Raw genomic sequence first — 23897 nt, 5'->3', positions numbered from 1 at the left:
AGGCAGGCCATGGCCCGCAGACCCACCATCAAGGACATCGCCCGCCAGGCCGGGGTGTCCGAAAGCGCCGTGTCCTTCGCGCTCAACGACCGCCCGGGCGTCTCCCAGGACACCCGGGCCCGGATCCGGCGCGTCGCCGAGGAGCTGGGCTGGCAGCCCAACATCGCGGCCCGCGCGCTGTCCGGCGAGCGCGCCGGCGCCGTCGGGCTGGTGCTGGGCCGCCCCGCGCACACCCTCGGCGTCGAATCCTTCTTCCTCCAGCTGGTCTCCGGGATACAGGAGGTCCTCGCCGCCCAGCGCACGGCCCTGCTCTTCCAGGTCGTCGACGACCTCGACGCCGAATGCGCCCTCTACCGCCGCTGGTGGGCCGAGCGGCGCGTGGACGGCGTGCTCGTCGTCGACCCCCGGACGGACGACCCGCGCCCGCGCCTCCTCGACCGGCTGGGCCTGCCCGCCGTCACCGTCGGCGCCCCGGGCGGCCCGGAGCCCGCCGTGCTGTCCTCCGTGTGGGCCGACGACGCCGGAGCCATGGCCCGCATCCTCGACCACCTGCACTCCCTCGGGCACCGTCGGATCACCCACATCGCGGGCCTGCCCGGCCTCGCCCACACCGCCCGCCGCATCGCCTCGCTGCGGGCCGAGGCCGACCGGCGCGGCCTCACCGGGGCCGAGGTCTCCTCGATCACCACCGACTACTCCGACGCGCAGGGCGCCGAGGCCACCCGGCGGGTGCTGCGCGGGCCGCTCCCGCCGACCGCCCTCGTCTACGACAACGACGTGATGGCCGTGGCCGGGCTCGCCGTCGCCGCCGAGGCGGGCATCGCCGTGCCCGGGCGGCTCTCCGTGGTCGCCTGGGACGACTCCGCGCTGTGCAGGGTCACCCACCCCCGGCTCACCGCCCTGGTCCGCGACACCGCCGGATTCGGCCGGCTCGCCGCCGAGGAGCTCCTCGCCGTCCTGGCGGGCGGCGCCCCGCGCGCCCGGCAGGGCGAACAGCCCAGGCTGGAGCCCCGCGAGAGTACGGCTCCGCCGCCGACGGCATACTGACTGAGAACCCCAGGAGCCTCCCGTGACCACTCCCACCTCCGCTTTCCCGGCGCCCCGCCTCGCGGCCGCCCAGGCCGCCGGGCCGACCGTGGCCATCGACATCGGCGGTACGAAGATCGCCGGTGCGCTGGTGCACGCCGACGGCACGATGAGCGCCACCACCCGGCGCCCCACCCCGCGCGGGACCGACGGCGAGGCCGTGATGGCGGCCGTCGCCGAGGTCGTCGCCGACCTCGCCCGGTCCCCGCTGTGGCCCTCGGCGGTGCGGTGCGGGATCGGCAGCGCGGGCCCCGTGGACACCTCGCGGGGCACCGTCAGCCCGGTGAACATCGGCGCCTGGCGGGAATTCCCGGTCCTGGACCGGGTCGTCGCCGAGCTGGAGCGGCACGGGGCGCGGCTGCCGACCGTCCTCGCGGGCGACGGCGTGGCCATGACCGCGGCCGAGCACTGGCTGGGCGCGGCCCGCGGGCACGCGAACGCGCTGTGCATGGTCGTGTCCACGGGCGTCGGCGGAGGCCTGATCCTGAACAACCAGCTCCACCCCGGCCCCACGGGCAACGCCGGTCACATCGGTCACATCAGCGTCGCCTTCGACGGCGAACCGTGCGCCTGCGGCGGCCGCGGCTGCGTGGAATCCCTCGCCTCCGGCACCGCCATCGCCCGGCGCGCCCTGGACCAGGGCTGGACCCCCGCCGAAGGGGCCGACCGGAGCGCCGCGGGCGTCGCCGCGGCCGCCGCGGCGGGCGATCCCGTCGCCCTGGCCGCCTTCGACCGCGCGGGCCGCGCCCTGGCCGCCGCCATCGCGGCCACCGCGACCCTGGTCGAGACGGACATCGTCGTCATCGGCGGCGGGGTCGCGGCCGCCGGGGACACCCTCCTCGGCCCGATCCGCGCCCACCTGGCCTCGTACGCGACGCTCTCCTTCGTCCAGGGCCTCCAGGTGGTCCCGGCCACCCTCGGCACCCACGCGGGCCTCATCGGGGCCGCCGCCTCGGCGGCGATGCTGCTCGGCGCGGAGGCTTGAGCTGCACCCTCAGGGTTTGACCGACCGGTAGTACCGGCTCGCGCCCTCGTGCAGGTCCAGGGGCTCCGTGTAGATCGCCGTGCGCAGGTCCACGAGCTGCGCCGCGTGCACCTCGTGGCCGATCCGGTCCCGGCTGAGGATCACGGTCCTGGTGAAGGCCTCGGTCAGCTCCTGCCCGGTCCGGTCCGTGGTGACCAGCAGGTTCGGCACCGCCAGGGTCGCGACCGCCGAGGTGTTCCGGGCCCGCGCGTAGGCGTCCTGCGGCATCACCGCCGCCCGGTAGTAGTGCGTCGGGCTGCCGCCGCGCTGCAGCGCGGGCACCAGATCCCCGAGCGGCACCAGCCGGATCTCGAAGCGCTCCGACAGCCCCCGCACGGCGCTGGTCGGCAGCCCGCCCGACCAGAAGAACGCGTCGATCCGCCCGGCCTCCAGCTCCGCCGGCATCGTGTCGATGCCGATGGGCACGGCCGTGATGTCCCGCGCCGGATCCAGTCCGGCCGCCGTCAGCATCCGGTCGGAGATCAGCCGGACCCCGGATCCCGGCTGGCCGACCGCGACCCGCTTGCCCCGCAGGTCCTTGGCCGACTGGATCTTCGACACCGCGGGGACCACCAGCTGCACGTAGTCGTCGTAGAGCCGCGCGACCCCGCGCAGGTGCTCCGCACCGGGCTTCCCGTCGCGCTTGTACTTGGCCACCGCGTCCGCGGTCGCCACGGTGAAGTCCGCCTGGCCGCCGGCCACCCGCTCCAGGTTCTGCTGGGATCCCTCGCTGGTCACCAGCCGTACGTCGACCCCCGGCACGTCGGTGGCGAGCTCCTGCTGGAGCAGCTCCCCGTACCGCTGGTAGACCCCGGAGCGCACGCCCGTACTGAAGACCAGCCGCCCGCGCAGCTCGGCCGGGCCGAAGGGCCACAGCCACCACAGCAGCACCCCGAGCACGGCCAGCACGGCCACCAGGCCCCGCAGGGCGCGGCGCCTGCGGACCGGGTCGCGTGCGAGGAGCATGGCCGCGATCCTGCCAGCCGACCGGCGTCCTGTCACGGCGCGCCGAGCGCCTACCCTTGTCACATGAGCAGCGTGGAGCCGGGTGGAGCAGTGGACGTCATGGAAGCCAAGGGCACGTACGAGGTGCGCACGTACGGGTGCCAGATGAACGTGCACGATTCCGAGCGGCTCTCGGGTCTGCTGGAGGGCGCCGGATACGTCCGCGCCCCCGAGGGCTGCGACGGCGACGCCGACGTCGTCGTCTTCAACACCTGCGCGGTCCGCGAGAACGCCGACAACAAGCTGTACGGCAACCTCGGCCGCCTCGCGCCCATGAAGACCAAGCGTCCCGGCATGCAGATCGCCGTCGGCGGCTGCCTCGCCCAGAAGGACCGCGACACCATCGTCCAGCGGGCCCCGTGGGTGGACGTGGTCTTCGGCACGCACAACATCGGCAAGCTGCCGGTGCTGCTGGAGCGCGCCCGGATCCAGGAGGAGGCGCAGGTCGAGATCGCCGAGTCGCTCGAGGCGTTCCCGTCCACGCTGCCGACCCGCCGCGAGTCCGCGTACGCGGCCTGGGTGTCGATCTCCGTCGGCTGCAACAACACCTGCACCTTCTGCATCGTCCCGGCGCTGCGCGGCAAGGAGGAGGACCGCCGCCCCGGCGACATCCTCGCCGAGATCGAGGCCCTCGTCGCCGAGGGCGTCTCCGAGATCACCCTGCTCGGCCAGAACGTGAACGCCTACGGCTCCGGCATGGGCGACCGCGAGGCCTTCTCGAAGCTGCTGCGCGCCTGCGGACAGATCGAGGGCCTGGAGCGGGTCCGCTTCACCTCGCCGCACCCGCGGGACTTCACGGACGACGTGATCGCGGCGATGGCCGAGACGCCGAACGTGATGCCGCAGCTGCACATGCCGATGCAGTCCGGTTCGGACGCGATCCTCAAGGCGATGCGCCGCTCGTACCGGCAGGACCGGTTCCTCGGCATCATCGAGAAGGTCCGCGCAGCCATCCCGCACGCGGCCATCTCCACCGACATCATCGTGGGCTTCCCCGGCGAGACCGAGGAGGACTTCCAGCAGACGATGCACGCCGTGCGCGAGGCCCGCTTCGCGAACGCCTTCACCTTCCAGTACTCCAAGCGGCCCGGGACCCCGGCGGCCGACATGGAGGGGCAGATCCCCAAGGAGGTCGTCCAGGAGCGCTACATGCGGCTCGTGGCGCTCCAGGAGGAGATCTCCTGGGAGGAGAACAAGAAGCAGGTCGGCCGGACCCTGGAGGTCATGGTCGCGGAGGGCGAGGGCCGCAAGGACGGCGCCACGCACAGGCTGTCCGGGCGCGCGCCCGACAACCGCCTGGTCCACTTCACCAAGCCGGACGAGGACGTCCGCCCCGGTGACGTGGTGACGGTGGACATCACCTATGCCGCCCCGCACCACCTGCTGGCCGAGGGCCCGACACTGTCGGTCCGCCGCACCCGCGCGGGCGACGCGTGGGAGAAGCGCAACGCCGCCCCGCCCCAGCCCGCCGGCGTCATGCTGGGCATCCCCACCCTGGGCGTCCCGACCCCGCTCCCCCCGACCACCGCGGGCTGCGCGGCCCCCACGCCCTGACGCGCCCCCGCCCGCGGGCCGGTCACCGCCCCGTCGGCACCCCCGGCCCCGCTGGCACCCCCAGCCCCGCCGGCGTTTTGAGGTGCCGGGCCCTGGGTGCCCGGTCCTGCTGTCGGCCTCCCCTTCGGGTTGCGCGGTGCCCTCGGCCCGACCGCAGGCCGGGTGGAACCCCCAGCCCCGCCGGCGTTTGAGGCGCCGCCGGAGGCACCCCGGCCGCAGGCCGGTCACTCACCGCCCCGCCGCTCGCCGACCCGCATCGCGGCGGGCGCGAAGCCCGGTTCAGGGGCGGGTCCGGCGGCCCGGCCGAACCGGGGGAGGGGCACCGGCGGGCCCGGGGGCTAGGCTGCCGATCATGCTCGTAGCCGCAGCCGTCTGCCCCGCTCCGCCCCTCCTCGTGCCCTCGGTGGCCGCCGGAGCCGCCGGCGAACTCGCCGACGCCCGCACCGCCTGCTCCGACGCCCTCGCGGTGCTCGCCGCTTCCCGCCCCGACCGGCTGGTCGTGGTCGGCCCCGCCGGCCCGGGCGCGGGGGGCCCGTACCCGCAGGGCGCCCGCGGCGGCTTCCACGCCTTCGGCGTCCCGGACGACGTACGCCTGGGCGAAGCACCGGAGGGCGACCTCCCGGACGGCGCCCGCCCGCTCCCCGCGTCCCTGTCCGTCGCCGCCTGGCTGCTCGGCCACACCGCCTGGTCCGGGGCGCCGGTCGAAGGCCTCGGCGTCGAGGAGCCGCTGGAGGCCGCCCGCTGCCTGGAGACGGGCCGCGAGCTGGCCGCCCGCGCCGAGCGGGTGGCGCTGCTCGTCATGGGTGACGGCAGCGCCTGCCGGACCCTCAAGGCCCCCGGCTATCTGGACGAGCGGGCCGCCGCCTTCGACGAGGCCGCCGCCCGCGCGCTGGGCGCCGCCGACGTCACGGCCCTGGCCGCCATCGACACCGGCCTCGCGGCCGAGCTGAAGGCGGCGGGCCGGGCCTCCTGGCAGGTGCTCGCGGGCGCCGCCGAGGGCGCGGGCCTGGAGGGCCGCCTGCTGTACGAGGACGCGCCCTACGGGGTCGGGTACTTCGTGGCCGCCTGGTCCTAGGCCGTACGGGTCATCGGGCCGCCCCGACCTGACACAGAACGCCCCGTGGCGAAACCGGGAGCGGAACCCGGGAGCGGAACCCGGGAGCGGAACCGCACGAGGAACCGGAAAAGGGGCGCGGGGGGAATTCCCTCGCGCCCCTTCCGGATCACGTCAAGCAGACGCCGGCGGTGTCGGCCCGCCGGGGCTGTCCTTGTGCGCGACCTTGCCCAGGGCGCCCTTCGCCTTGCCCGTACCGGAGGAGATCTGGTCGCTGTACTTCCCCTTGGTCTTGGAGTCCACGACCTTGGCGACCTTGTCCAGACCATCGCCGATCTTGCCCTCGTGCTGCTGCGCGAGGTCACCCAGCTTGTCCTTGGCCGGCGCGAGCTTGGCCTTCAAATTGTCCAGCAGGCCCATGGGACACCTTCCAGTGGCAGTGACTCCTACGTACGGGCGCCCTCACCGGCCTCGCTGTCCGCGGCTTCCTCCGCGCACTGCTGCTTGGGGATCTCCACGCCCTCCGGCGCGGCGCTCTCCGTCTCGGCCTTCGGGGCCTCGTCGGTCACCTCGGCTTCCGCCGCGGCGGTCGACTCGGCACCCTCCGCGGCCACCTCGGCAGGAGCCTCCGCGGCCTTCCGGCGAAACCGATCAAAAACGCCCATGTCTACTCCCATAACGTTACTCGTGCGGGTGAAGTTCCGCCTTGGCCGGACCGGCCACCGCCCGGCGTACGCCCGGCTGGAACCCCGCCAAGGCAACGACCCCGTCCCCGCCCCGTCACGTAACTCGATCGGGTACATGGCCGTGCCTTGACCGGGGGCTGCGAGACTGGACCGGTGAAAAGCCCAGCCCCCGCACCGCGGGTCATCGCCGTCGTCGGCCCCACGGCAGCCGGAAAGTCCGATCTGGGCGTCGCCCTGGCCCGCCGGTTCGACGGCGAGGTCGTCAACGCCGACTCCATGCAGCTCTACCGGGGGATGGACATCGGGACCGCCAAACTGACGACCGAGGAGCGCGGCGGCGTCGTCCACCGGCTCTTGGACGTCTGGGACGTGACCGAAACAGCCAGCGTCGCCGAGTACCAGCGCCTTGCCCGGATCGAGATCGACCGGCTGCTCGCCGAGGGCCGTACGCCCGTCCTCGTCGGAGGCTCCGGCCTGTACGTCCGCGGCGCCCTGGACGCCATGGAGTTCCCCGGGACCGACCCGGCCGTCCGGGCCCGGCTGGAGGAGGAGGTCACGCTGCGCGGCCCCGGCGCCCTGCACGCCCGCCTCGCCGCCGCCGACCCGGCCGCGGCCCTCGCCATCCTGCCCAGCAACGGCCGCCGGATCGTCCGGGCGCTGGAGGTCATCGAGATCACGGGGCGCCCGTACACGGCGAACCTGCCCGGTCACGAGTCCGTCTACGACACCGTGCAGATCGGGGTGGACGTGGCGCGGCCCGAGCTGGACGAGCGGATCGCCCTGCGCGTCGACCGGATGTGGGAGGACGGCCTCGTCGACGAGGTCCGGACGCTTGAGGCCCAGGGGCTGCGCGAGGGCGTCACCGCCTCCCGGGCACTCGGCTACCAGCAGGTGCTGGACGCCCTGGCGGGCCGCTGCACCGAGGCGGAGGCCAAGGCCGAAACGGTCCGGGCCACCAAGCGGTTCGCGCGCCGTCAGGACTCCTGGTTCCGCCGTGATCCCCGGGTCCAGTGGCTTAGCGGGGCGGCGCGGGACCGCGCGGAACTCCCCGGACTCGCGCAGTCGTTGGTCGAACGAGCGGTCACAGCCTGATCACGTGATGGCATCGGGACGCTCCGGGCGCCTGTTCGGAGCCCAGGGGCGTGCCATCATCAAACTCCGGCCGGTGTGGACACCGGCGGTGATCAACAACGTACGAAGTCCGAGTGGGGAGGGCGCGTGGCGATGGAGGCCGGCCCTCGAGACACCGGGCGGGACAGCGACCGGCAGGAAACGGATCCGGTGCTTCAGGACGGACTCGGCCTGCCCGCCGAACCCGTGCGGCTGACTCCCGACGGCCCGGACGGACCCGGCGCGCTGGCGGGCCTGGACGGCCTGGCGGGCATCGACGGTCTGCCGGGCGGCCTGGACGACCTGTCGGGTCTGGACCCCGCGGACGCCGCGGCCGCGCAGGCCCCCGAATTCGAGGTCGAGCTGCGCCCGCAGCGGCGCCTGCGGATCTGGCAGATCGCGCCCATCGTGATGTTGGCCGCCGCCGGATCGCTGATGTTCGCCTTCCCACTCGCCTTCGAGTTCGGCGACGGTGGCGCCGTCGTCGCCATGCTGGGCCTGCTGATCAGCTCCTGCGCGGGCGGCTGGGGCATGATGGCGGCCCGCCGCGTCGGCTACACCTGGCCGGGACTCCCCGCCCGCGGCTCCGGCCGCCGCCTGGACTGGCGCATCGCCGCCCTCTACGCGCTGGTCGTCCTGACCGTCGCGGCCCTGGCCGTGCTGCGCGTGGCCCGGCTCCGCTGAGCCCGTCCGCGGCGCGGGTTTGTACGATGTGAACGTGACCACCACCACCGCGCCGCTCGCCTTCCTCAAGGGCCACGGGACCGAGAACGACTTCGTGATCGTCCCGGACCCGGACAACGCCGTCGACCTGCCCGCCGCGGCCGTGGCCCGGCTGTGCGACCGCCGGGCCGGGATCGGCGGTGACGGAGTGCTGCACGTGGTGCGCTCCGCCGCGCACCCCGAGGCCCTGGCCATGGCCGGCGAGGCCGAGTGGTTCATGGACTACCGCAACGGTGACGGCTCCATCGCCGAGATGTGCGGCAACGGCGTGCGCGTCTTCGCCCGCTACCTCCAGTACGCCGGGCACGTCGAGGCGGGCGACCTCGCCGTCGCCACCCGCGGCGGCGTCAAGCACGTCCACCTCCACAAGGACGGGAACGTCACCGTCGCCATGGGCCGCGCCGCCCTCCCCGAGGGCGAGGTCACGGTCGCGGTCGGCCCGAACAGCTGGCCCGCGCGCAACGTGAACATGGGGAACCCGCACGCCGTCGCCTTCGTTGAATCCCTCGACGACGCCGGGACCCTGTTCGCCGCCCCTGACTTCGCCCCGGCGTCCGCCTACCCGACGGGTGTCAACGTCGAGTTCGTCGTCGACCGCGGCCCCCGCCACGTCGCCATGCGCGTCCACGAGCGCGGCTCCGGCGAGACCCGCTCCTGCGGCACCGGCGCCTGCGCGGTCGCCGTGGCCACCGCCCGCCGCGACGGGGCCGACCCCGCCGTCACCGGCGAGCCGGTGACGTACACCGTCGACCTGCCCGGCGGCACGCTGACCATCACCGAGCATCCGGACGGCTCGGTCGACATGACCGGAGCGGCCGTCATCGTGGCCACGGGCGAGTTCGATCCCGCCTGGCTCACCGAAACGGCTTTCGGCTAGAGCTTCCCTCTAATGGGTGATCCGTTTCACGCTGAGCGAGAGCTGGACTGCGCCACGTGGTGGGGTCGGTAGCATCAGGCACCGGCCCTGCGGGCTCACCCCATGCCCACCACCGCCGGTCGAAGCCGCCGGAGGTGCCCCATGAGTGCAGAGGCCACGAACCCCGACGCACGACCCGAGTTCCGCAGACGTGGCCGGACCCGGCTCGATCTGCTCAGGCTGGGACGCGCGGCCCTGCTGGGGCCGACGTCCCGGGACCGGCTCCCCGATGCCATCGGTCACGTCGCCGAAGCCCACCGCGCCCACCACCCGGACGCGGACCTGTCCGTGCTGCGCCGCGCCTACATGCTCGCCGAGAGCTCCCACCGGGGGCAGATGCGCAAGAGCGGCGAGCCCTACATCACCCACCCCCTCGCCGTCACCCTCATCCTGGCCGAACTCGGCGCCGAGACCACCACCTTGACGGCCTCTCTCCTCCACGACACCGTCGAGGACACCGACGTGACCCTCGATCAGGTCCGCGAGGAATTCGGCGACGAGGTCTGCTTCATCGTCGACGGCGTCACCAAGGTCGAGCGGATCGACTACGGCGCCGCCGCCGAGCCCGAGACCTTCCGCAAGATGCTCGTCGCCACCGGCAACGACGTCCGCGTCATGTCCATCAAACTCGCCGACCGGCTGCACAACATGCGCACCCTCGGCGTGATGCGCCCGGAGAAACAGGTCCGCATCGCCAAGGTCACCCGGGACGTCCTCATCCCGCTGGCCGAGCGGCTCGGCGTACAGGCCCTCAAGACCGAGCTGGAGGACCTCGTCTTCGCGATCCTGCACCCCGAGGAGTACGAGCGCACCCGCGCCCTCATCGCCGCCCACGCGGGCGAGCGCGACCCCTTGCCCGGCATCGCCGACTCCGTCCGCGCCGTCCTGCGCGACTCCGGCATCCAGGCCGAGGTCCAGATCCGTCCCCGGCACTTCGTCTCCGTCCACCGCATCTCCCTCACCCGGGGCGAACCGCGCGGCTCCGACTTCGGCCGCATCCTCGTCCTCGTCGCCGAGAACGCCGACTGCTACGGGGTGCTGGGGGAGCTGCACACCTGTTTCACCCCGGTCGTCTCCGAGTTCAAGGACTTCATCGCGGTACCCAAGTTCAACCTGTACCAGTCCCTGCACACCGCCATCGCCACCCCCGAGGGCAACGTCGCCGAGGTCATCGTCCGCACCCACCGGATGCACCGGGTCGCGGAGGCCGGGGTCGTCGCCCTCGGCAACCCCGTGGCGTCCGGCGCCCCGGCGCCCCCCGGCGGCTCCGGCGAGGCCGAAGGGGACGAGGAGCGGGTCGACCCCACCCGGCCGGGATGGCTCTCCCGGCTGCTGGACTGGCAGCAGTCCGCGCCCGATCCCGACACCTTCTGGAGTTCGCTGCGGGCCGAGCTGGCGCAGGACCGGGAGATCACCGTCTTCCGGGCCGACGGCGGGGGCGCCGACGGCACCATCAGCCTGCCGGCCGGGGCCAGCTGTATCGACGCGGCCTACGCCCAGTACGGCGAGGCCGCGCACGGCTGTATCGGCGCCCGTGTGAACGGGCGCCTCACCTCCCTGGCCACCCCGCTGGCCGACGCCGACACCGTGCAGCTGCTGCTGGCGCAGGACGCGTCCTCCGGTCCCGCCCCCGACTGGCTCGACCACGCGCGCACCCCGGCCGCCCGGATCGCGATCAGCGCCTGGCTCCAGTCCCACCCCGCCGCCGTCAAGCCGCCCACCGCCCCGCCCCGCGCCCCGCTGCCGATGGTCAGCCTGCGGCCCGGCGGGCGCAACGCCGTCGCGGACCTGCCGGACGCGACCGTACGGCTCGCCGGGTGCTGCACCCCGGTCCCGCCCGACTCGGTCGCCGGGTTCGTCGTCCGTGGCGGGGCCGTCACCGTGCACCGCATCGCGTGCCCGGCCGTCGAGCGGATGCGGTCCGTGGGCCGGACCTCGGTCGCCGTGCACTGGCGGGCCACCGCCGACTGCCGGGTGACCCTGGTCGCCGAATCCTTCGGCCGGCCGCACCTGCTGGCCGACCTCACCGAGGCCATCGCCCACGAGGGCGTCGAGGTCATCTCGGCCACGGTCGAGCCGCCCGTCGAGCAGCGCGTCCGGCACACCTACACGCTGCACCTGCGCGACGCGACCGGGCTGCCGGGACTGATGCGGGCCATGCGGGACGTGCCGGGGGTCTACGACGTGAGCCGCGTGTAGCGCGGGACGCGCCTCGCGCCGGCACGTGAGGCGCCACGGGGGAAGGGGCGGGGCGGGCCGCGGAGTCACCCCTTCGGGTGGGGCCGTCCGCGCCGCCGACGCGTCGCGCGGGCCCGGGCGACGGCCGCTGGTATGCGGTGGGGATGCGCCTCACCTCCTCCCGCACGCGTGCCGCCCTGCTCGCCGTGGCCTCCCTCACCCTCGTCGCCGCCGTGCTGCCCCCGCCGCAGCCGCTGGGCATCGGCGACCCGCTCTTCCCGCAGCTCGGCAACCCGGGTTACGACGTCCGCTCGTACGACCTGTCCTTCACGTACAAGAACAACCGCACCCCCCTCGACGCGGTCACCGTCATCGACGCCCGCACCACGGCCGCGCTGGAGCGGGTCAACCTGGACTTCACCCACGGCACGGTGCTGTCCGCCGAGGTCAACGGCCGTCCCGCGCCCTTCGCGAGCGCCGGGGAGGACCTCGTACTGACCCCCGAGCGCTCCCTCGCGGCCGGAGAGCCGCTGCACATCACCATCCACCACACCAGCGACCCGCGCGGCGGGGACGGCGGCTGGGTCACCACCGCGGACGGCCTGGCCATGGCCAACCAGGCGGACGTCGCCCACTGGGTCTTCCCCTGCAACGACCACCCCTCCGACAAGGCGTTCTTCACCTTCCGGATCACCGCCCCGAACGGCACGACCGCGGTCGCGAACGGCCTTCCAGTGGTCTCGGCCGAGCGTTCCGCCGCCGCGACCACCTGGACGTACCGCACGGTGCACCCCATGGCGACCGAACTGGCCCAGGTCTCGCTCGGAGCCTCCTCGGTGATCCACCGCGAGGGCCCGCACGGGATGGAGCTGCGCGACGTGGTGCCGACCGCGGACCGGGCGCGGCTGGAGCCCTGGCTGAAGAAGACCCCGGCCCAGATGGAGTGGATGGAGAAGCGGGTCGGCCGCTACCCCTTCGAGACCTACGGGGTGCTGATCGCGCACGCCAGCACCGGATTCGAGCTGGAGACCCAGACCCTCTCGCTCTTCGAACGCGGCATCTTCACCCAGCCCGGCTACCCCGAGTGGTACGTCGATTCGATCATGGTCCACGAGCTGGCGCACCAGTGGTTCGGCGACAGCGTCTCCCCGCGCACCTGGTCCGACCTCTGGCTCAACGAAGGACACGCCACCTGGTACGAGGCCCTGTACGCCGACGGGCTCGGCACCTACTCCCTGGAGCGCCGGATGCGCGAGGCCTACCAGCGCTCCGACCAGTGGCGGGCGGCGGGCGGCCCCCCGGCCGCCCCCAAGGCGGCGGCGCCCGGCGAGAAGATCGGACTGTTCCGCCCGGTGGTCTACGACGGCGCCGCACTCATCCTGTACGCGCTGCGCCAGGAGATCGGCGCGGCGGCCTTCGAGGACCTCGAGCGCCGCTGGGTGGCGGAGCACCGCGACGAGGTCGTGGGCACGGAGGACTTCGTACGACTGGCCTCGCAGGTGGCCGGGCGGGACCTCGCCGCCTTCCTGCGGCCGTGGCTGTACGGCAAGACGACCCCGCCGATGCCCGGCCACCCGGAGTGGTCCACGCCGAAGAGCACCTGAGCGGCCGGGCGGAAAAGGGTGTGACGGCCGGGGAACGGGCATGTCACCATCGACAGCACGACGACGCGGCCGCCGGACCGGGGCCCCGTAGGGAATCTCCGGCCGGTGTGACACGTTGTACGTACGGGCCCGCACTCCCGCCCGGGACACCGCATGCGGTGACCATCCGAAAACGACGTAAGGATCCAATGACCTCCTCTTCTTCCCCTTCCCAGGACGCGCAGGACTCGCCCGAGGCGAAGGACGCGCAGAGCTTCACCGAGAGCCTTCGGGCCGATGCCCTGATGGAAGAGGACGTCGCCTGGAGCCACGAGATCGACGGGGAGCGCGACGGCGAGCAGCTGGAGCGCTCCGAGCGCGCCGCGCTGCGGCGCGTCGTCGGCCTCTCCACCGAGCTCGAAGACGTCACCGAGGTCGAGTACCGCCAGCTCCGCCTGGAGCGCGTGGTCCTCGTCGGCGTCTGGACCACCGGCACCGTGCAGGACGCGGACAACTCCCTCGCGGAGCTGGCCGCCCTCGCCGAGACGGCGGGCGCCCTCGTACTCGACGGCGTGATCCAGCGCCGTGACAAGCCCGACCCGGCCACCTTCATCGGTTCCGGCAAGGCGCGCGAGCTGCGGGACATCGTCACCGAGACCGGCGCGGACACCGTCGTCTGCGACGGCGAGCTCAGCCCCGGCCAGCTCATCGCCCTCGAAGACGTCGTCAAGGTCAAGGTGGTCGACCGGACCGCGCTGATCCTCGACATCTTCGCCCAGCACGCCAAGTCCCGCGAGGGCAAGGCACAGGTCGCGCTCGCGCAGATGCAGTACATGCTGCCGCGACTGCGCGGCTGGGGTGCCTCGCTCTCCCGGCAGATGGGTGGCGGCGGCGGTGGCGGCATGGCCACGCGTGGTCCCGGTGAAACCAAGATCGAGACGGACCGGCGCCGGATTCGCGAGAAGATGGCGAAGATGCGCCGCGAGATCGCCGAGATGAAGACCGGCCGTGACATCAAGCGGCAGGAACGGCGCCGCAACAAGGTGCCGTCGGTCGCCATCGCCGGTTACACCAACGCGGGCAAGTCCTCGCTGCTCAACCGCCTCACGGGCGCGGGCGTGCTGGTGGAGAACTCGCTGTTCGCCACCCTCGACCCGACCGTGCGCCGGGCCGAGACGCCGAGCGGCCGGATCTACACCCTGGCCGACACCGTCGGCTTCGTCCGGCACCTGCCCCACCACCTCGTCGAGGCATTCCGCTCCACGATGGAGGAGGTCGGCGACTCCGACCTCATCCTGCACATCGTGGACGGCTCGCACCCGGCGCCGGAGGAGCAGCTGGCGGCGGTGCGCGAGGTGATCCGCGAGGTCGGCGCGGTCAACGTGCCCGAGATCGTCGTCATCAACAAGGCGGACGCCGCGGACCCGCTGGTCCTGCAGCGCCTGCTGCGCATCGAGCGGCACTCCATCGCCGTCTCGGCCCGCACGGGCCTGGGCATCGAGGAACTGCTCGAGCTCATCGACCGCGAACTGCCCCGGCCCGAGGTCGAGGTGGAGGCGCTGGTGCCGTACACGCGCGGCGGTCTGATCGCCCGGGCACACGCCGAGGGCGAGGTCATCTCCGAGGAGCACACCCCGGAGGGCACCCTGCTCAAGGCACGGGTCCACCCCGAACTGGCGGCGGACCTCGCGCCGTACGTCCCCGCGAAGCACTGACGGGGCGCGGCGCGGCGTAGGAACAGGAACAGACACACAGGGAGGGCCCCCGCGATGGGGGGGCCCTCCCTGTGTGCGGGTACGTCCTGTGTGCGGGTACGTCCGGCCTACTTGAACTTGCCGCTCACCGCGTCGTAGACGCCCTTCGCCTCCGGGCCCAGCCGCGGACCGGCCAGCCAGCCGGCCTTGACCGGGCCGATCGAGGTGTTCGACACCAGCGCGCGCTTGCCGTCGGAGCCGGTCGCGACCCAGCCGCCACCCGAGGAACCGCCGGTCATGGTGCAGCCGATGCGGTACATCACCGGCGCGGACGCGACGAGCGAGAGCCGGCCCGGCTTGTCGGTGCACTGGTAGGCCTTCTGGCCGTCGAACGGGGCCGCCGCCGGGAAACCGGTCGCGGTGATGCTCGCGACCTTGCCCACGGCCGGGGCGTTGAAGTCCACCGGGAGGGCCGAACCGACCGTCTCCTCCAGGGACTTGCCGGCACCCTCCTCCGGGGTCACATGCAGCACCGCGAAGTCGTACGGGGCGCCCGCGCCACCGGTCGGACCGCCCTGGGCGATCCACTGGTCCGAGGTCTGCGCCCAGTCGCTCCACCAGACGCCGTACGGCGCCACCTGCTCGCGGGCCGCCCCCTTGAGCTGCGCCGAGGTCTTGCCGGAGTTGTTGTAGGCGGGCACGAAGGCGATGTTGCGGTACCAGCCGCCGCTCTTGCCCGCGTGCACGCAGTGGCCCGCCGTCCAGACCATGTTGGACTTGCCGGGGTGTGCCGGGTCCTTGACGACGGTCGCCGAGCAGACCATCGAGCCCTCGGGTCCGTCGAAGAAGACCTTGCCGGCCTCCGGGACGCTCGTGTGGAAGGGCGGGGTCGCCGCCTTCGCGGTGACCGGGGCGGGCGTCGGGTCGGTGACGCCCTGGTCCTTGCCGATGTCGGGGTCGGTGACGGGGCGGTCCGGCGGGACGTCGGCGTCACGCATCCGGTCCGGGTCCCACAGGCCCGCGATGATCGGGTTGACGTAGTCGCCCGCCTCGCGGAGCCAGTCCTCCTTCTTCCAGTTCTTCCACGCACCTCCCTTCCACTTGTCCATGTCGAAGCCGTGCTGCTTGAGCTTGTCCTTCAGCTCGTCCGGGATCTTGATGGTGTCGGATCCGGACGGAAGGCTCGCCGCGGCGGTCGGCTTGGCGTCTCCGCCGGCCTCACCGTTGCCGGGTCCGCAGGCCGCGGCGGTCAGCGCGAGCGCGGCCGCGCACAGTACGGCGGTGACCGGTCGGTTCGGTCGTCGCATGTCGTGAATCCCCCTGGGTGGGTCGAGGCGTGGAGTGCAGCACCCCACTATGCCGCTGCCCTGGGGGACGACACCGGGCGGGGCGGCGGTTGCGGCCGGACGCCCCCTGCCCATAAGGATCTTGGCGTTCGGCCGTGATCCGTCGCCGTCATCGTCGTTGGTACGTACGGGGGATGGGGAAGCAGCGTTCGTGTTCGAGGCGCAATCCGGACGAGCAGTCCGGAACCGCGGCCCGGACGGGCCCGGCAACCCGGCGGCGCGGGCCGCGAGATCACCCGGACCGAAGACCCGGCCGCGCGCACCGGCGCGCACCGGGCGAACCAAGTGGGAGGACCGACACCCGTGGCCTTGACCGAGCCGGCCGCGGCGGCGGCACGGACCGCCCCCGCGCCGTCCACCCCACCGCTTTCCACCCCCACGGCGCCCGAGCCGGCGCTGTCCGCCGTGGCGGCGGCGGAGCCCGCGCTGCCCGCGGCTGTGCCGCCCGAGCCCGCGCTGTCCGCGGCTGCGCCGTCGGTCCTCGGGCCGTGCGCCGCGGTGCCGGCCGAGCCCGCACTGTGCGCGGCTGTGCCGCCTGAGCCGGCGCTGTCCGCTGCTGCGCGGTGCGAGCCCGCGCCGTTCGCCGCGGCGCCGGCCGATCCGACGCGGTGTGCCCCGGTGGCGTCCGCCGCGTCGCCTTCAGCACTTACGGCGCCCGTGCCTGCGCTGTCCGCCCTCGCGGGGGGTGAGCCCGCGCTGTCCGCTGCTGCGCCGCCTGAGCCGACGTTTCCGGCTGCTGCGCCTTGCGAGCCCGCGCCGGCCGTTCTCGGGTCGTCCGTCGAGGCGCCGGCCGAGCCCGCACTGTGCGCGGCTGCGCCGCCCGGGCCGACGCTGTCCCCTCCGTCGCCTTGCGAGCCCGCTGCGCGGGTGCCCGCGCAGCACGCGCCCGCGAGATTCTCCGTGGCGTCGGCGACCGGGCCGGGCGGGGGCGCGGAGGGCATCCTGCGCAGGCAGTCCCTCCGGGAGTCCGCCGCCCGGACCTACGCCCGCGCGCTGCCGATCGTCCCTGTCCGGGCGCGCGGGATGACGATCGAGGGCGCCGACGGCCGCCGGTACCTCGACTGCCTCTCCGGCGCCGGAACGCTCGCCCTCGGGCACAACCACCCCGTGGTTCTGGAGGCGATCCGCAAGGTCATCGACTCCGGAGCCCCGCTGCACGTCCTGGACCTGGCGACACCGGTCAAGGACGCCTTCACCACCGAGCTGTTCGCGAACCTGCCGCCCGCCCTGGCGGCCAACGCGCGCGTCCAGTTCTGCGGACCGGCCGGTACGGACGCGGTCGAGGCCGCGCTCAAACTCGTCCGCACCGCCACTGGCCGCAGCGGTCTGCTCGCCTTCACCGGCGCCTACCACGGCATGACCGCCGGGGCCCTGGCCGCCTCCGGCGGAGCCCGGGACGTCTCGGTGACCCGGCTGCCCTACCCCCGCGACCACGACTGCCCCTTCGGCGTCGGCGGACCGGAGGGCGTCCGGCTCAGCGCCCGCTGGACCGAGAGCCTCCTGGACGACCCCAAGAGCGGGGTGCCCACGCCCGGCGGGATGATCGTCGAGCCGCTCCAGGGTGAGGGCGGGGTCATCCCGGCCCCGGACGCCTGGCTGCGCCGGATGCGCGAGATCACCGCGGCCCGTGGCATCCCGCTGATCGCCGACGAGGTCCAGACCGGCGTCGGGCGCACCGGTGCCTTCTGGGGCGTCGACCACGCCGGGGTGGTCCCGGACGTGATGGTGCTGTCCAAGGCGATCGGCGGCAGCCTGCCGCTCGCCGTGATCGTGTACCGGGCCGAACTGGACGTCTGGGAACCGGGCGCCCACGCCGGCACCTTCCGGGGCAACCAGCTGGCCATGGCAGCCGGCACCGCCACCCTCGCCCACGTCCGGCAGAACGGCCTGGCCGCACGCGCGGCCGAGGTGGGCGACCGGATGCTCGCCGCCCTGCGAGGGCTGGCCGCCGACCACCCCTGCATCGGCGACGTTCGAGGCCGCGGCCTGATGCTGGGTGTCGAACTCGTCGATCCCGCCGCCCCCACGGCGCCCGCCGCCCCGGGCGCTCCCGAGGGCCTCGACCACGCGAGCGACGGCAGGGCCGGGTCCGGAGCGGGGGGCGGGGCCCCGCACCTCGCCGCCGCCGTGCGCCAGGAGTGCCTGGACCGCGGCCTCATCGTCGAGCTGGGCGGGCGCCACTCCAGCGTCGTCCGGCTGCTGCCCCCGCTCACCATCACCGACGAGCAGGCCGCGGCCGTCCTGGACCGCCTCGCCGACGCCATCACCGCGGCCGAACGCACCCGGCACCCCTGAACCGAGCCCCTCAAGGAACCCCCGTGACCCCCACCCCCGGCCCCCACCCCCACCCCCACGCCCCGGCCACCGTCCCCCGCCAGAAGGACTGCACCCCGGCAACCCCCGTCCCGGCCGCGACGAGCGCGGAAGCCACCGCCTCCGGAGCGGCGGGCACGGCCGGCCCAGGGCTCACCCACACCACACCGGCCAGCACCTGGGTGGCAGGGTCCAACCTGACCACCACCCGAGCGGCCGGGGCCGAGGGGACCCACCTCGGACCGACCAGCACCGGACCGACCAGCACCGGACCGACCAGCACCGGACTGACCGGCACCCAGGCGGCCGGGGGTACAGCCGCGCCCACACCGACCGGGACCGGCGCAGCCGGCACAAGTGCGGCCGGGCCAGGAGTAGTCGGCGCCGAGCCGGCGAGCACCGACCCGGTCCCCGCCCGGGCGCCCGAGCTCGCCCCGACCACCCCCCAGCCGACCAGCCCCGGGGCGGCCGGGTTTGGACCGGCCAGCACCGCACAGGCCGGCACCCCACCGACTACCAGCGGGCCGACCACCCCCCAGTCGACCAGCCCCGGGGCGGCCGGGTTTGGACCGGCCAGCACCGCACAGGCCGGCACCGCACCGACTACCAGCGGCTTGACGCCCCCCGAGCCGACCGGCACCGGGGCGGCCGGGCTCGCACCGGCCAGCACCGCACCGGCCAGCATCGGGCCAGCCACCCCCGAGCCGACCCGCGCCGCACCGACCAGCACCGCGACGCCCAGGCTCGCCCCGACGGGGCTCCGACCGCCCGGCCCCAGCGCATCCACCCCCAGCGCGCCCGAGCCCAGCGCGCCCGAGTCCAGCGCACCCGAGCCCAGCGCACCCGGGATCCCGGCACCCGGGCAAGGTGCGACCAGCACCCCGACCGACGCAGCCGGCGCCCCGCCCGCGACCCGCCTGCCCGGGACCGAAGAGGCCGAGACTCCGCCCGGTGGCCGCTTGCCGACGGCCGGGGCTCCGCCCGGGGGCCGCCTGCCGACGGCCGGGGCCCCGACCGCGACCCGCCTGCCCGGGACCGAAGAGGCCGAGACTCCGCCCGGTGGCCGCTTGCTGGCGGCCGGGGCCCCGCCCGCGACCCGCCTGCCCGGGACCGAAGAGGCCGGGGCTCCGCCCGGGGGCCGCCTGCCGACGGCCGGGGCCCCGCCCGGTGGCCGCCTGCCGACGGCCGAGGCTTCGCCCGGTGCTCGCCCGCCTACGGCCGGCTCCCCGCCCGCGACCCGCCTGCCCCGGACCGATGCAGCCGGGCCCTCGCCCGCGGGCCGCCTGCCCGAGGCCGGGCCGGTGGTGCTGCCCGAGTTGCTGGACCATCCCGACCCGGCCGTCGCGGCCGAGGCGGCGGCCGTGGAGAACCTGCTGCGGTGCTGGGTACGTGAGAGTGGCGTCGGCCGCCCCGACGGGCCCCCCGGCACCCCGCTGCGCATCCCCCTGCCCGCCTCGGGCACGGCCCTGCTCATCGCGGTCCGGCACTGGTCCCCGGCAGGCTGGCACCGCTTCGCCCCCGCCCGGCTCGAGGGCGCTCCCGCCGACGCCCCCGCGCTGGACGCGGTCACCCTCGCCGGACTCATCGCCCGCGAAGGCGGCGCGCGCGGTGGCGCCGATCTGGTCGGCCGGGTCGCCGACTCGGTCCGCCGCACCGCCGAGTTCATCGCCGACCGGCGCACCCGCCCCGTCGCCCCCGCCCCCGTCGACGGTGACCTCTTCCTCACCGCCGAGCAGTCCCTGCTCCTCGGTCACCCCCTTCATCCCACCCCGAAGAGCCGCGAGGGCCTCTCCGAAGCGGAGGTCCGCCGGTACTCACCCGAACTGCACGGCTCCTTCCCCCTGCACTGGACCGCCGTCGACCCCTGCGTCCTCGCCACCGACTCCGCCTGGACCGAACGCGGCCGGCTCGTCCCGGCCGAGCGGCTGCTCGGCCGGCTCGCCCCCGGACTCCGGCTCCCCGACGGCACCACCCCCCTTCCCCTGCACCCTTGGCAGGCCCGCGACCTCTTCCAGCGCCCCGCCGTCGCGGCCCTCCTCGACGCGGGACTCCTGCACGACCTCGGGCCGCACGGCGACCCCTGGTACCCGACCTCCTCCATCCGCACCGTCCATCGCCCCGGCGCCGCGGCGATGATCAAGCTGTCGCTCGGCCTGCGCATCACCAACTCCCGCCGGGAGAACCTCCGCAAGGAACTCCACCGGGGCGTCGAGGTGCACCGACTGCTGCGCTCCGGCCTGGTCGAGGAGTGGCAGGCGGTCCACCCCGGCTTCGACATCGTGCGCGACCCCGCCTGGGTCGCCGTCGACGCCCTGGACGGCGCCCCCGTCCCCGGCCTCGACGCCCTGCTGCGCCACAACCCCTTCCGTCCGGGCGACGACGCCGTCTGCGTCGCCGCGCTCACCTCCCCCCGGCCTCGGCCCGGCCGCACCACGATGCGTTCACGCCTGGCCGAGCTGGTCGCCCGGCTCGCCTTCGCCACCGGGCGGCCCACATCCGCCGTCGCCGCCGAGTGGTTCCTGCGCTACCTCGACCACGTCGTCCTGCCGGTGCTGGCCCTCGACGCCCTCGCGGGCATCGCCCTCGAAGCGCACCAGCAGAACACCCTGGTCCTGCTCGACCCCGCGGGCTGGCCCGTCGGCGGCCGCTACCGCGACAACCAGGGCTACTACTTCCGCGACTCCCACCGCGCGGAACTGGAGCACCGGCTGCCCGGTATCGGCAGCGCCAGCGACACCTTCGTCTCCGACGCCGTCACCGACGAGCGCTTCGCGTACTACCTCGCCATCAACAACGTGTTCGGTCTCATCGGGGCCTTCGGCTCCCAGCGGCTCGCCGACGAACGCGTCCTGCTCGCCGCCTTCCGCCGCTTCCTCGGCAAGGCCACCGCCCTCGGACCGCTTCCCGCGCAGCTGCTCGACTCACCCACCCTGCGGTGCAAGGCGAATCTGCTCACCCGCCTCGGCGGCCTCGACGAGCTCGTCGGCCCCGTCGACACCCAATCCGTCTACGTCACCATCGCCAACCCCCTTCACGACTGACGCGGAGAAGAGCCCATGCCCCCGACCGACGCCGGATTCGCCGCCGCCGACACACTCGAACTGCGCATTCCCGCCGAGCTGCTGCCCTTGCTCGCCGAGGCCGACCTCCTGGAGTCACCGGCCGCCTGGGGCGCCGCCGCCACCCCGTTCGGTGCCTTCCGCCTGGAGCCCGTACGCATCGGGCGCGACCTGGAACTGCTGACCCGGTGGATGAACGACCCGGAGGTGGCCGCCTTCTGGGAACTCGAGGGCCCCGCCTCCGTGACCGCCGCGCACCTGCGGGAGCAGCTCGACGGAGACGGCCGCAGCATTCCCTGTCTCGGCATGCTCGACGGCACCCCGATGAGCTACTGGGAGATCTACCGGGCCGACCTCGACCCGATCGCGCGCCACTACCCGGCGCGCCCCCACGACACCGGTATCCATCTGCTCATCGGGGACGGAACGAACCGGGGCAGGGGGCTGGGCACCGCTCTGCTGCGGGCCGTCGCCGACCTGGTGCTCGACAACCGCCCCCGCTGCGCGCGCGTCATCGCCGAACCGGACATGCGCAACACCCCCTCCGTATCAGCCTTCCTCAACTCCGGTTTCCGCTGTTCCGCGGAAATCGACCTTCCCGAGAAGCGCGCCGCCCTGATGATCCGCGAGAGGGCCCTGCGCAATCTCCTCTGACCATGAAAACTCTGCGCCACGCAGCTAAGTTCCCGATCCCGAGGAGTCTTGTGCCGAATTTCTCCGCTGCCCCGGACTCCGCCGAGGCGGCGCTGCCACCGTCGCCGCAGGACCCCCGCACCCCACCCGAACTGAACCGGGTGACCTGGGACGTGGTCGCCCGTCGGCTCCTGGCCAAGATGCTCGGTGAATTCGCCTACGAGGAAATCATCCGCCCCGTCCCGGCCCCGGCCGCCGACGGTGACGCCTGGACGCTCACCCTCGACGACGGCGGCTCCCTCGGCTTCCGGGCCCGCCGCCGCGTCTACGGGAGCTGGCAGGTCGACCCCGGCACCATCACCCTCGCCGCCCCGGCCCCCTCGACCGCCCCCGCCACCGCCTTCGGGGACCCCTACGGCTTCCTCGTCCGCGCCCGGAACCTCCTCGGCCTCGACGGCACCACCCTCGGCCACCTCGTCCGCGAACTGAGCGCGACCCTCGCCGCCGACGCGCGCGTCGACCACACCGCGCTCACCGCGGACCTCCTGGCCGACCTCGACCACGCGGCGCTCGAAGGACACCAGAGCGGTCACCCCTGGCTCGTCCTCAACAAGGGCCGCCTCGGCTTCTCCGCCGCGGACGCCGCGGCCTGGGCCCCTGAGGCGCGGACCCGCCAGCGCCTGCCCTGGCTCGCCGCCCACACCTCGCTCGCCGCCTACCGCGGCACCGCCGGCCTCGCGGACCCCGCCCGCCTCTACGCCGCCGAGCTGGACCCCGTCACCCGCGCCGCCTTCGACCGGACCCTGCGCGACCGCGGCCTCGACCCCAGCGGCTACCTCTACCTCCCGGTCCACCCCTGGCAGTGGGACGAGGTGGTGCTCCCGCTCTTCGCCCCCGCCCTGGCGTCGGGCGCCCTGGTCCCGCTGCCCGCGGACCTCGACGTACGCCTTCCGCAGCAGTCGATCCGGACCTTCCTCAACCTCACCCGCCCCGACCGGCACACCGTCAAGCTCCCCCTGTCCGTCTTCAACACCATGGTCTGGCGCGGCCTGCCCACCGACCTCACCCTCGCCGCGCCCGCCGTCACGGCCTGGGTCCACTCCCTGCGCGACGCCGATCCCTTCCTGCGCGACGAATGCCGGGTCGTGCTGCTCGGCGAGGTCGCCTCCGTCACCGTGCGGCATCCGGTGTACGACGAGCTGCCCGAGGTCCCCTACCAGTACCGAGAGCTGCTCGGCGCGATCTGGCGCGAACCGCTCACCGGCCACCTCGCCCCGGGGGAGCGGGCCCGGACGCTCGCCTCGCTGCTTCACATCGACCCGCGCGGCCGGTCCTTCACCGCCGAGCTGATCGCCCGCTCCGGCCTGTCTCCGGCGCTCTGGCTACGGCACCTCTTCGCCGCCCTGCTGCCGCCCCTGCTCCACTTCCTCTACCGCTACGGCACCGTGTTCTCCCCCCACGGCGAGAACACGATCGTGATCTTCGACGAGCGCGACGTTCCCGTCCGGCTCGCGGTCAAGGACTTCGTCGACGACATCAACGTCAGCCGCGAGCCGCTGCCCGAACAGGCGACCATGCCCGACGAGGTCCGCGCGGTGCTCCTCACCGAGCCCGCGGACTTCCTGCCCCAGTTCATCCACTCGGGACTCTTCATCGGGGTCTTCCGCTACCTCTCGGCGATCTGCGAGGACCGGCTCGGCGTTCCCGAGCGCGATTTCTGGTCGCTCGTACGGGCGGAAATCCTCCGTCACCAGGCCCGCTTCCCCGAGCTGAAGGAGCGCTACGAGCTGTTCGACCTGCTCACCGAGCGGATCGCGCGGCTCTGCCTGAACCGGAACCGGCTCTACGAGGACGGCTACCGCGACCGCCCGGACCGTCCGCACGCCGTCGTGCACGGCACCGTGCCCAACCCCCTGTACCCGTCGTGATCACT

General features: G+C 74.1%; 19 protein-coding genes. 14 read left to right on the top strand and 5 right to left on the bottom strand.

The window, feature by feature from the left end; translation table 11 throughout:
• Nucleotides 1-9: 9 nt before the first annotated feature.
• A complete protein-coding gene (locus ABT084_RS19260) occupies nt 10-1047 on the top strand; it encodes a LacI family DNA-binding transcriptional regulator (RefSeq protein WP_351045103.1) in 1038 nt (345 codons plus the stop codon).
• Between the two features lie 88 nt (nt 1048-1135).
• Nucleotides 1136-2071, top strand: a complete 936-nt coding sequence (locus tag ABT084_RS19255; RefSeq protein ID WP_351045218.1) for an ROK family protein — start codon at nt 1136-1138, stop codon at nt 2069-2071.
• Nucleotides 2072-2080: 9 nt separating this feature from the next.
• Here ABT084_RS19255 and ABT084_RS19250 read toward each other — a convergent pair whose 3' ends face one another.
• The gene (locus ABT084_RS19250; RefSeq protein ID WP_351045101.1) at nt 2081-3076 is read right to left on the bottom strand and encodes a TAXI family TRAP transporter solute-binding subunit; all 996 of its coding nucleotides are present in this window, start codon (nt 3074-3076) and stop codon (nt 2081-2083) included.
• Between the two features lie 63 nt (nt 3077-3139).
• Between ABT084_RS19250 and miaB the strand changes: the two genes are divergently transcribed.
• Both miaB and ABT084_RS19240 read left to right on the top strand, forming a co-directional pair.
• Nucleotides 3140-4669, top strand: a complete 1530-nt coding sequence (gene miaB / locus ABT084_RS19245) for a tRNA (N6-isopentenyl adenosine(37)-C2)-methylthiotransferase MiaB (protein WP_502968971.1) — start codon at nt 3140-3142, stop codon at nt 4667-4669.
• Between the two features lie 352 nt (nt 4670-5021).
• A complete protein-coding gene (locus ABT084_RS19240; protein ID WP_351045098.1) occupies nt 5022-5744 on the top strand; it encodes a class III extradiol dioxygenase subunit B-like domain-containing protein in 723 nt (240 codons plus the stop codon).
• A 153-nt stretch (nt 5745-5897) separates the two neighbouring features.
• On the opposite strand, the gene ABT084_RS19235 is transcribed toward ABT084_RS19240, so the two are convergent.
• Nucleotides 5898-6143, bottom strand: coding sequence for an antitoxin (locus ABT084_RS19235; protein ID WP_351045096.1), 246 nt, complete (start codon nt 6141-6143; stop codon nt 5898-5900).
• 26 nt (nt 6144-6169) lie between these two features.
• Entirely contained in the window at nt 6170-6388 is a 219-nt protein-coding gene (locus tag ABT084_RS19230; RefSeq protein ID WP_351045093.1) for a gliding motility protein, read from the bottom strand.
• Between the two features lie 174 nt (nt 6389-6562).
• On the opposite strand from ABT084_RS19230, the gene miaA reads away from it, so the two are divergent.
• The 6 genes from miaA (at nt 6563) to hflX (ending at nt 14634) form a co-directional block, all read left to right on the top strand.
• Nucleotides 6563-7501, top strand: a complete 939-nt coding sequence (gene miaA / locus ABT084_RS19225) for a tRNA (adenosine(37)-N6)-dimethylallyltransferase MiaA (RefSeq protein WP_351045091.1) — start codon at nt 6563-6565, stop codon at nt 7499-7501.
• A 132-nt stretch (nt 7502-7633) separates the two neighbouring features.
• Nucleotides 7634-8203, top strand: coding sequence for a hypothetical protein (locus ABT084_RS19220; RefSeq protein WP_351045213.1), 570 nt, complete (start codon nt 7634-7636; stop codon nt 8201-8203).
• Nucleotides 8204-8237: 34 nt separating this feature from the next.
• A complete protein-coding gene (gene dapF / locus ABT084_RS19215; protein ID WP_351045088.1) occupies nt 8238-9119 on the top strand; it encodes a diaminopimelate epimerase in 882 nt (293 codons plus the stop codon).
• A 141-nt stretch (nt 9120-9260) separates the two neighbouring features.
• Complete coding sequence (locus ABT084_RS19210) at nt 9261-11357, top strand: RelA/SpoT family protein (protein WP_351045085.1); 2097 nt, start codon at nt 9261-9263, stop codon at nt 11355-11357.
• 143 nt (nt 11358-11500) lie between these two features.
• On the top strand, nt 11501-12940 hold the full coding sequence (locus ABT084_RS19205) for a M1 family metallopeptidase (protein ID WP_351045082.1): 1440 nt from the start codon (nt 11501-11503) through the stop codon (nt 12938-12940).
• A gap of 188 nt (nt 12941-13128) precedes the next feature.
• Complete coding sequence (gene hflX / locus ABT084_RS19200) at nt 13129-14634, top strand: GTPase HflX (protein WP_351045079.1); 1506 nt, start codon at nt 13129-13131, stop codon at nt 14632-14634.
• A gap of 107 nt (nt 14635-14741) precedes the next feature.
• Here hflX and ABT084_RS19195 read toward each other — a convergent pair whose 3' ends face one another.
• Nucleotides 14742-15920, bottom strand: a complete 1179-nt coding sequence (locus tag ABT084_RS19195; RefSeq protein WP_351045076.1) for a trypsin-like serine peptidase — start codon at nt 15918-15920, stop codon at nt 14742-14744.
• 939 nt (nt 15921-16859) lie between these two features.
• On the opposite strand from ABT084_RS19195, the gene ABT084_RS19190 reads away from it, so the two are divergent.
• Nucleotides 16860-18254 carry a diaminobutyrate--2-oxoglutarate transaminase family protein gene (locus ABT084_RS19190; RefSeq protein WP_351045211.1) on the top strand — a complete coding sequence of 465 codons (1395 nt, stop codon included), beginning with the start codon at nt 16860-16862 and terminating at the stop codon, nt 18252-18254.
• Nucleotides 18255-18264: 10 nt separating this feature from the next.
• Here the strand turns inward: ABT084_RS19190 and ABT084_RS19185 are convergent, their stop codons facing one another.
• On the bottom strand, nt 18265-19152 hold the full coding sequence (locus ABT084_RS19185; RefSeq protein WP_351045073.1) for a hypothetical protein: 888 nt from the start codon (nt 19150-19152) through the stop codon (nt 18265-18267).
• Nucleotides 19153-19372: 220 nt separating this feature from the next.
• Between ABT084_RS19185 and ABT084_RS19180 the strand changes: the two genes are divergently transcribed.
• Genes ABT084_RS19180 through ABT084_RS19170 form a run of 3 tightly spaced genes read left to right on the top strand, consistent with a single transcriptional unit; the run spans nt 19373 to nt 23892 of the window.
• Complete coding sequence (locus tag ABT084_RS19180; protein ID WP_502968974.1) at nt 19373-21313, top strand: IucA/IucC family protein; 1941 nt, start codon at nt 19373-19375, stop codon at nt 21311-21313.
• Between the two features lie 15 nt (nt 21314-21328).
• The gene (locus ABT084_RS19175; protein ID WP_351045067.1) at nt 21329-21985 is read left to right on the top strand and encodes a GNAT family N-acetyltransferase; all 657 of its coding nucleotides are present in this window, start codon (nt 21329-21331) and stop codon (nt 21983-21985) included.
• 50 nt (nt 21986-22035) lie between these two features.
• The gene (locus tag ABT084_RS19170; RefSeq protein ID WP_351045065.1) at nt 22036-23892 is read left to right on the top strand and encodes an IucA/IucC family protein; all 1857 of its coding nucleotides are present in this window, start codon (nt 22036-22038) and stop codon (nt 23890-23892) included.
• Nucleotides 23893-23897: the final 5 nt, after the last annotated feature.

Source organism: Streptomyces sp. NPDC002138 (genome assembly GCF_040296485.1).
Lineage (GTDB): Bacteria > Actinomycetota > Actinomycetes > Streptomycetales > Streptomycetaceae > Streptomyces.
The sequence above is the reverse complement of the archived record's forward strand: the minus strand, read 5'-3'. Positions and strand labels throughout refer to the sequence as shown.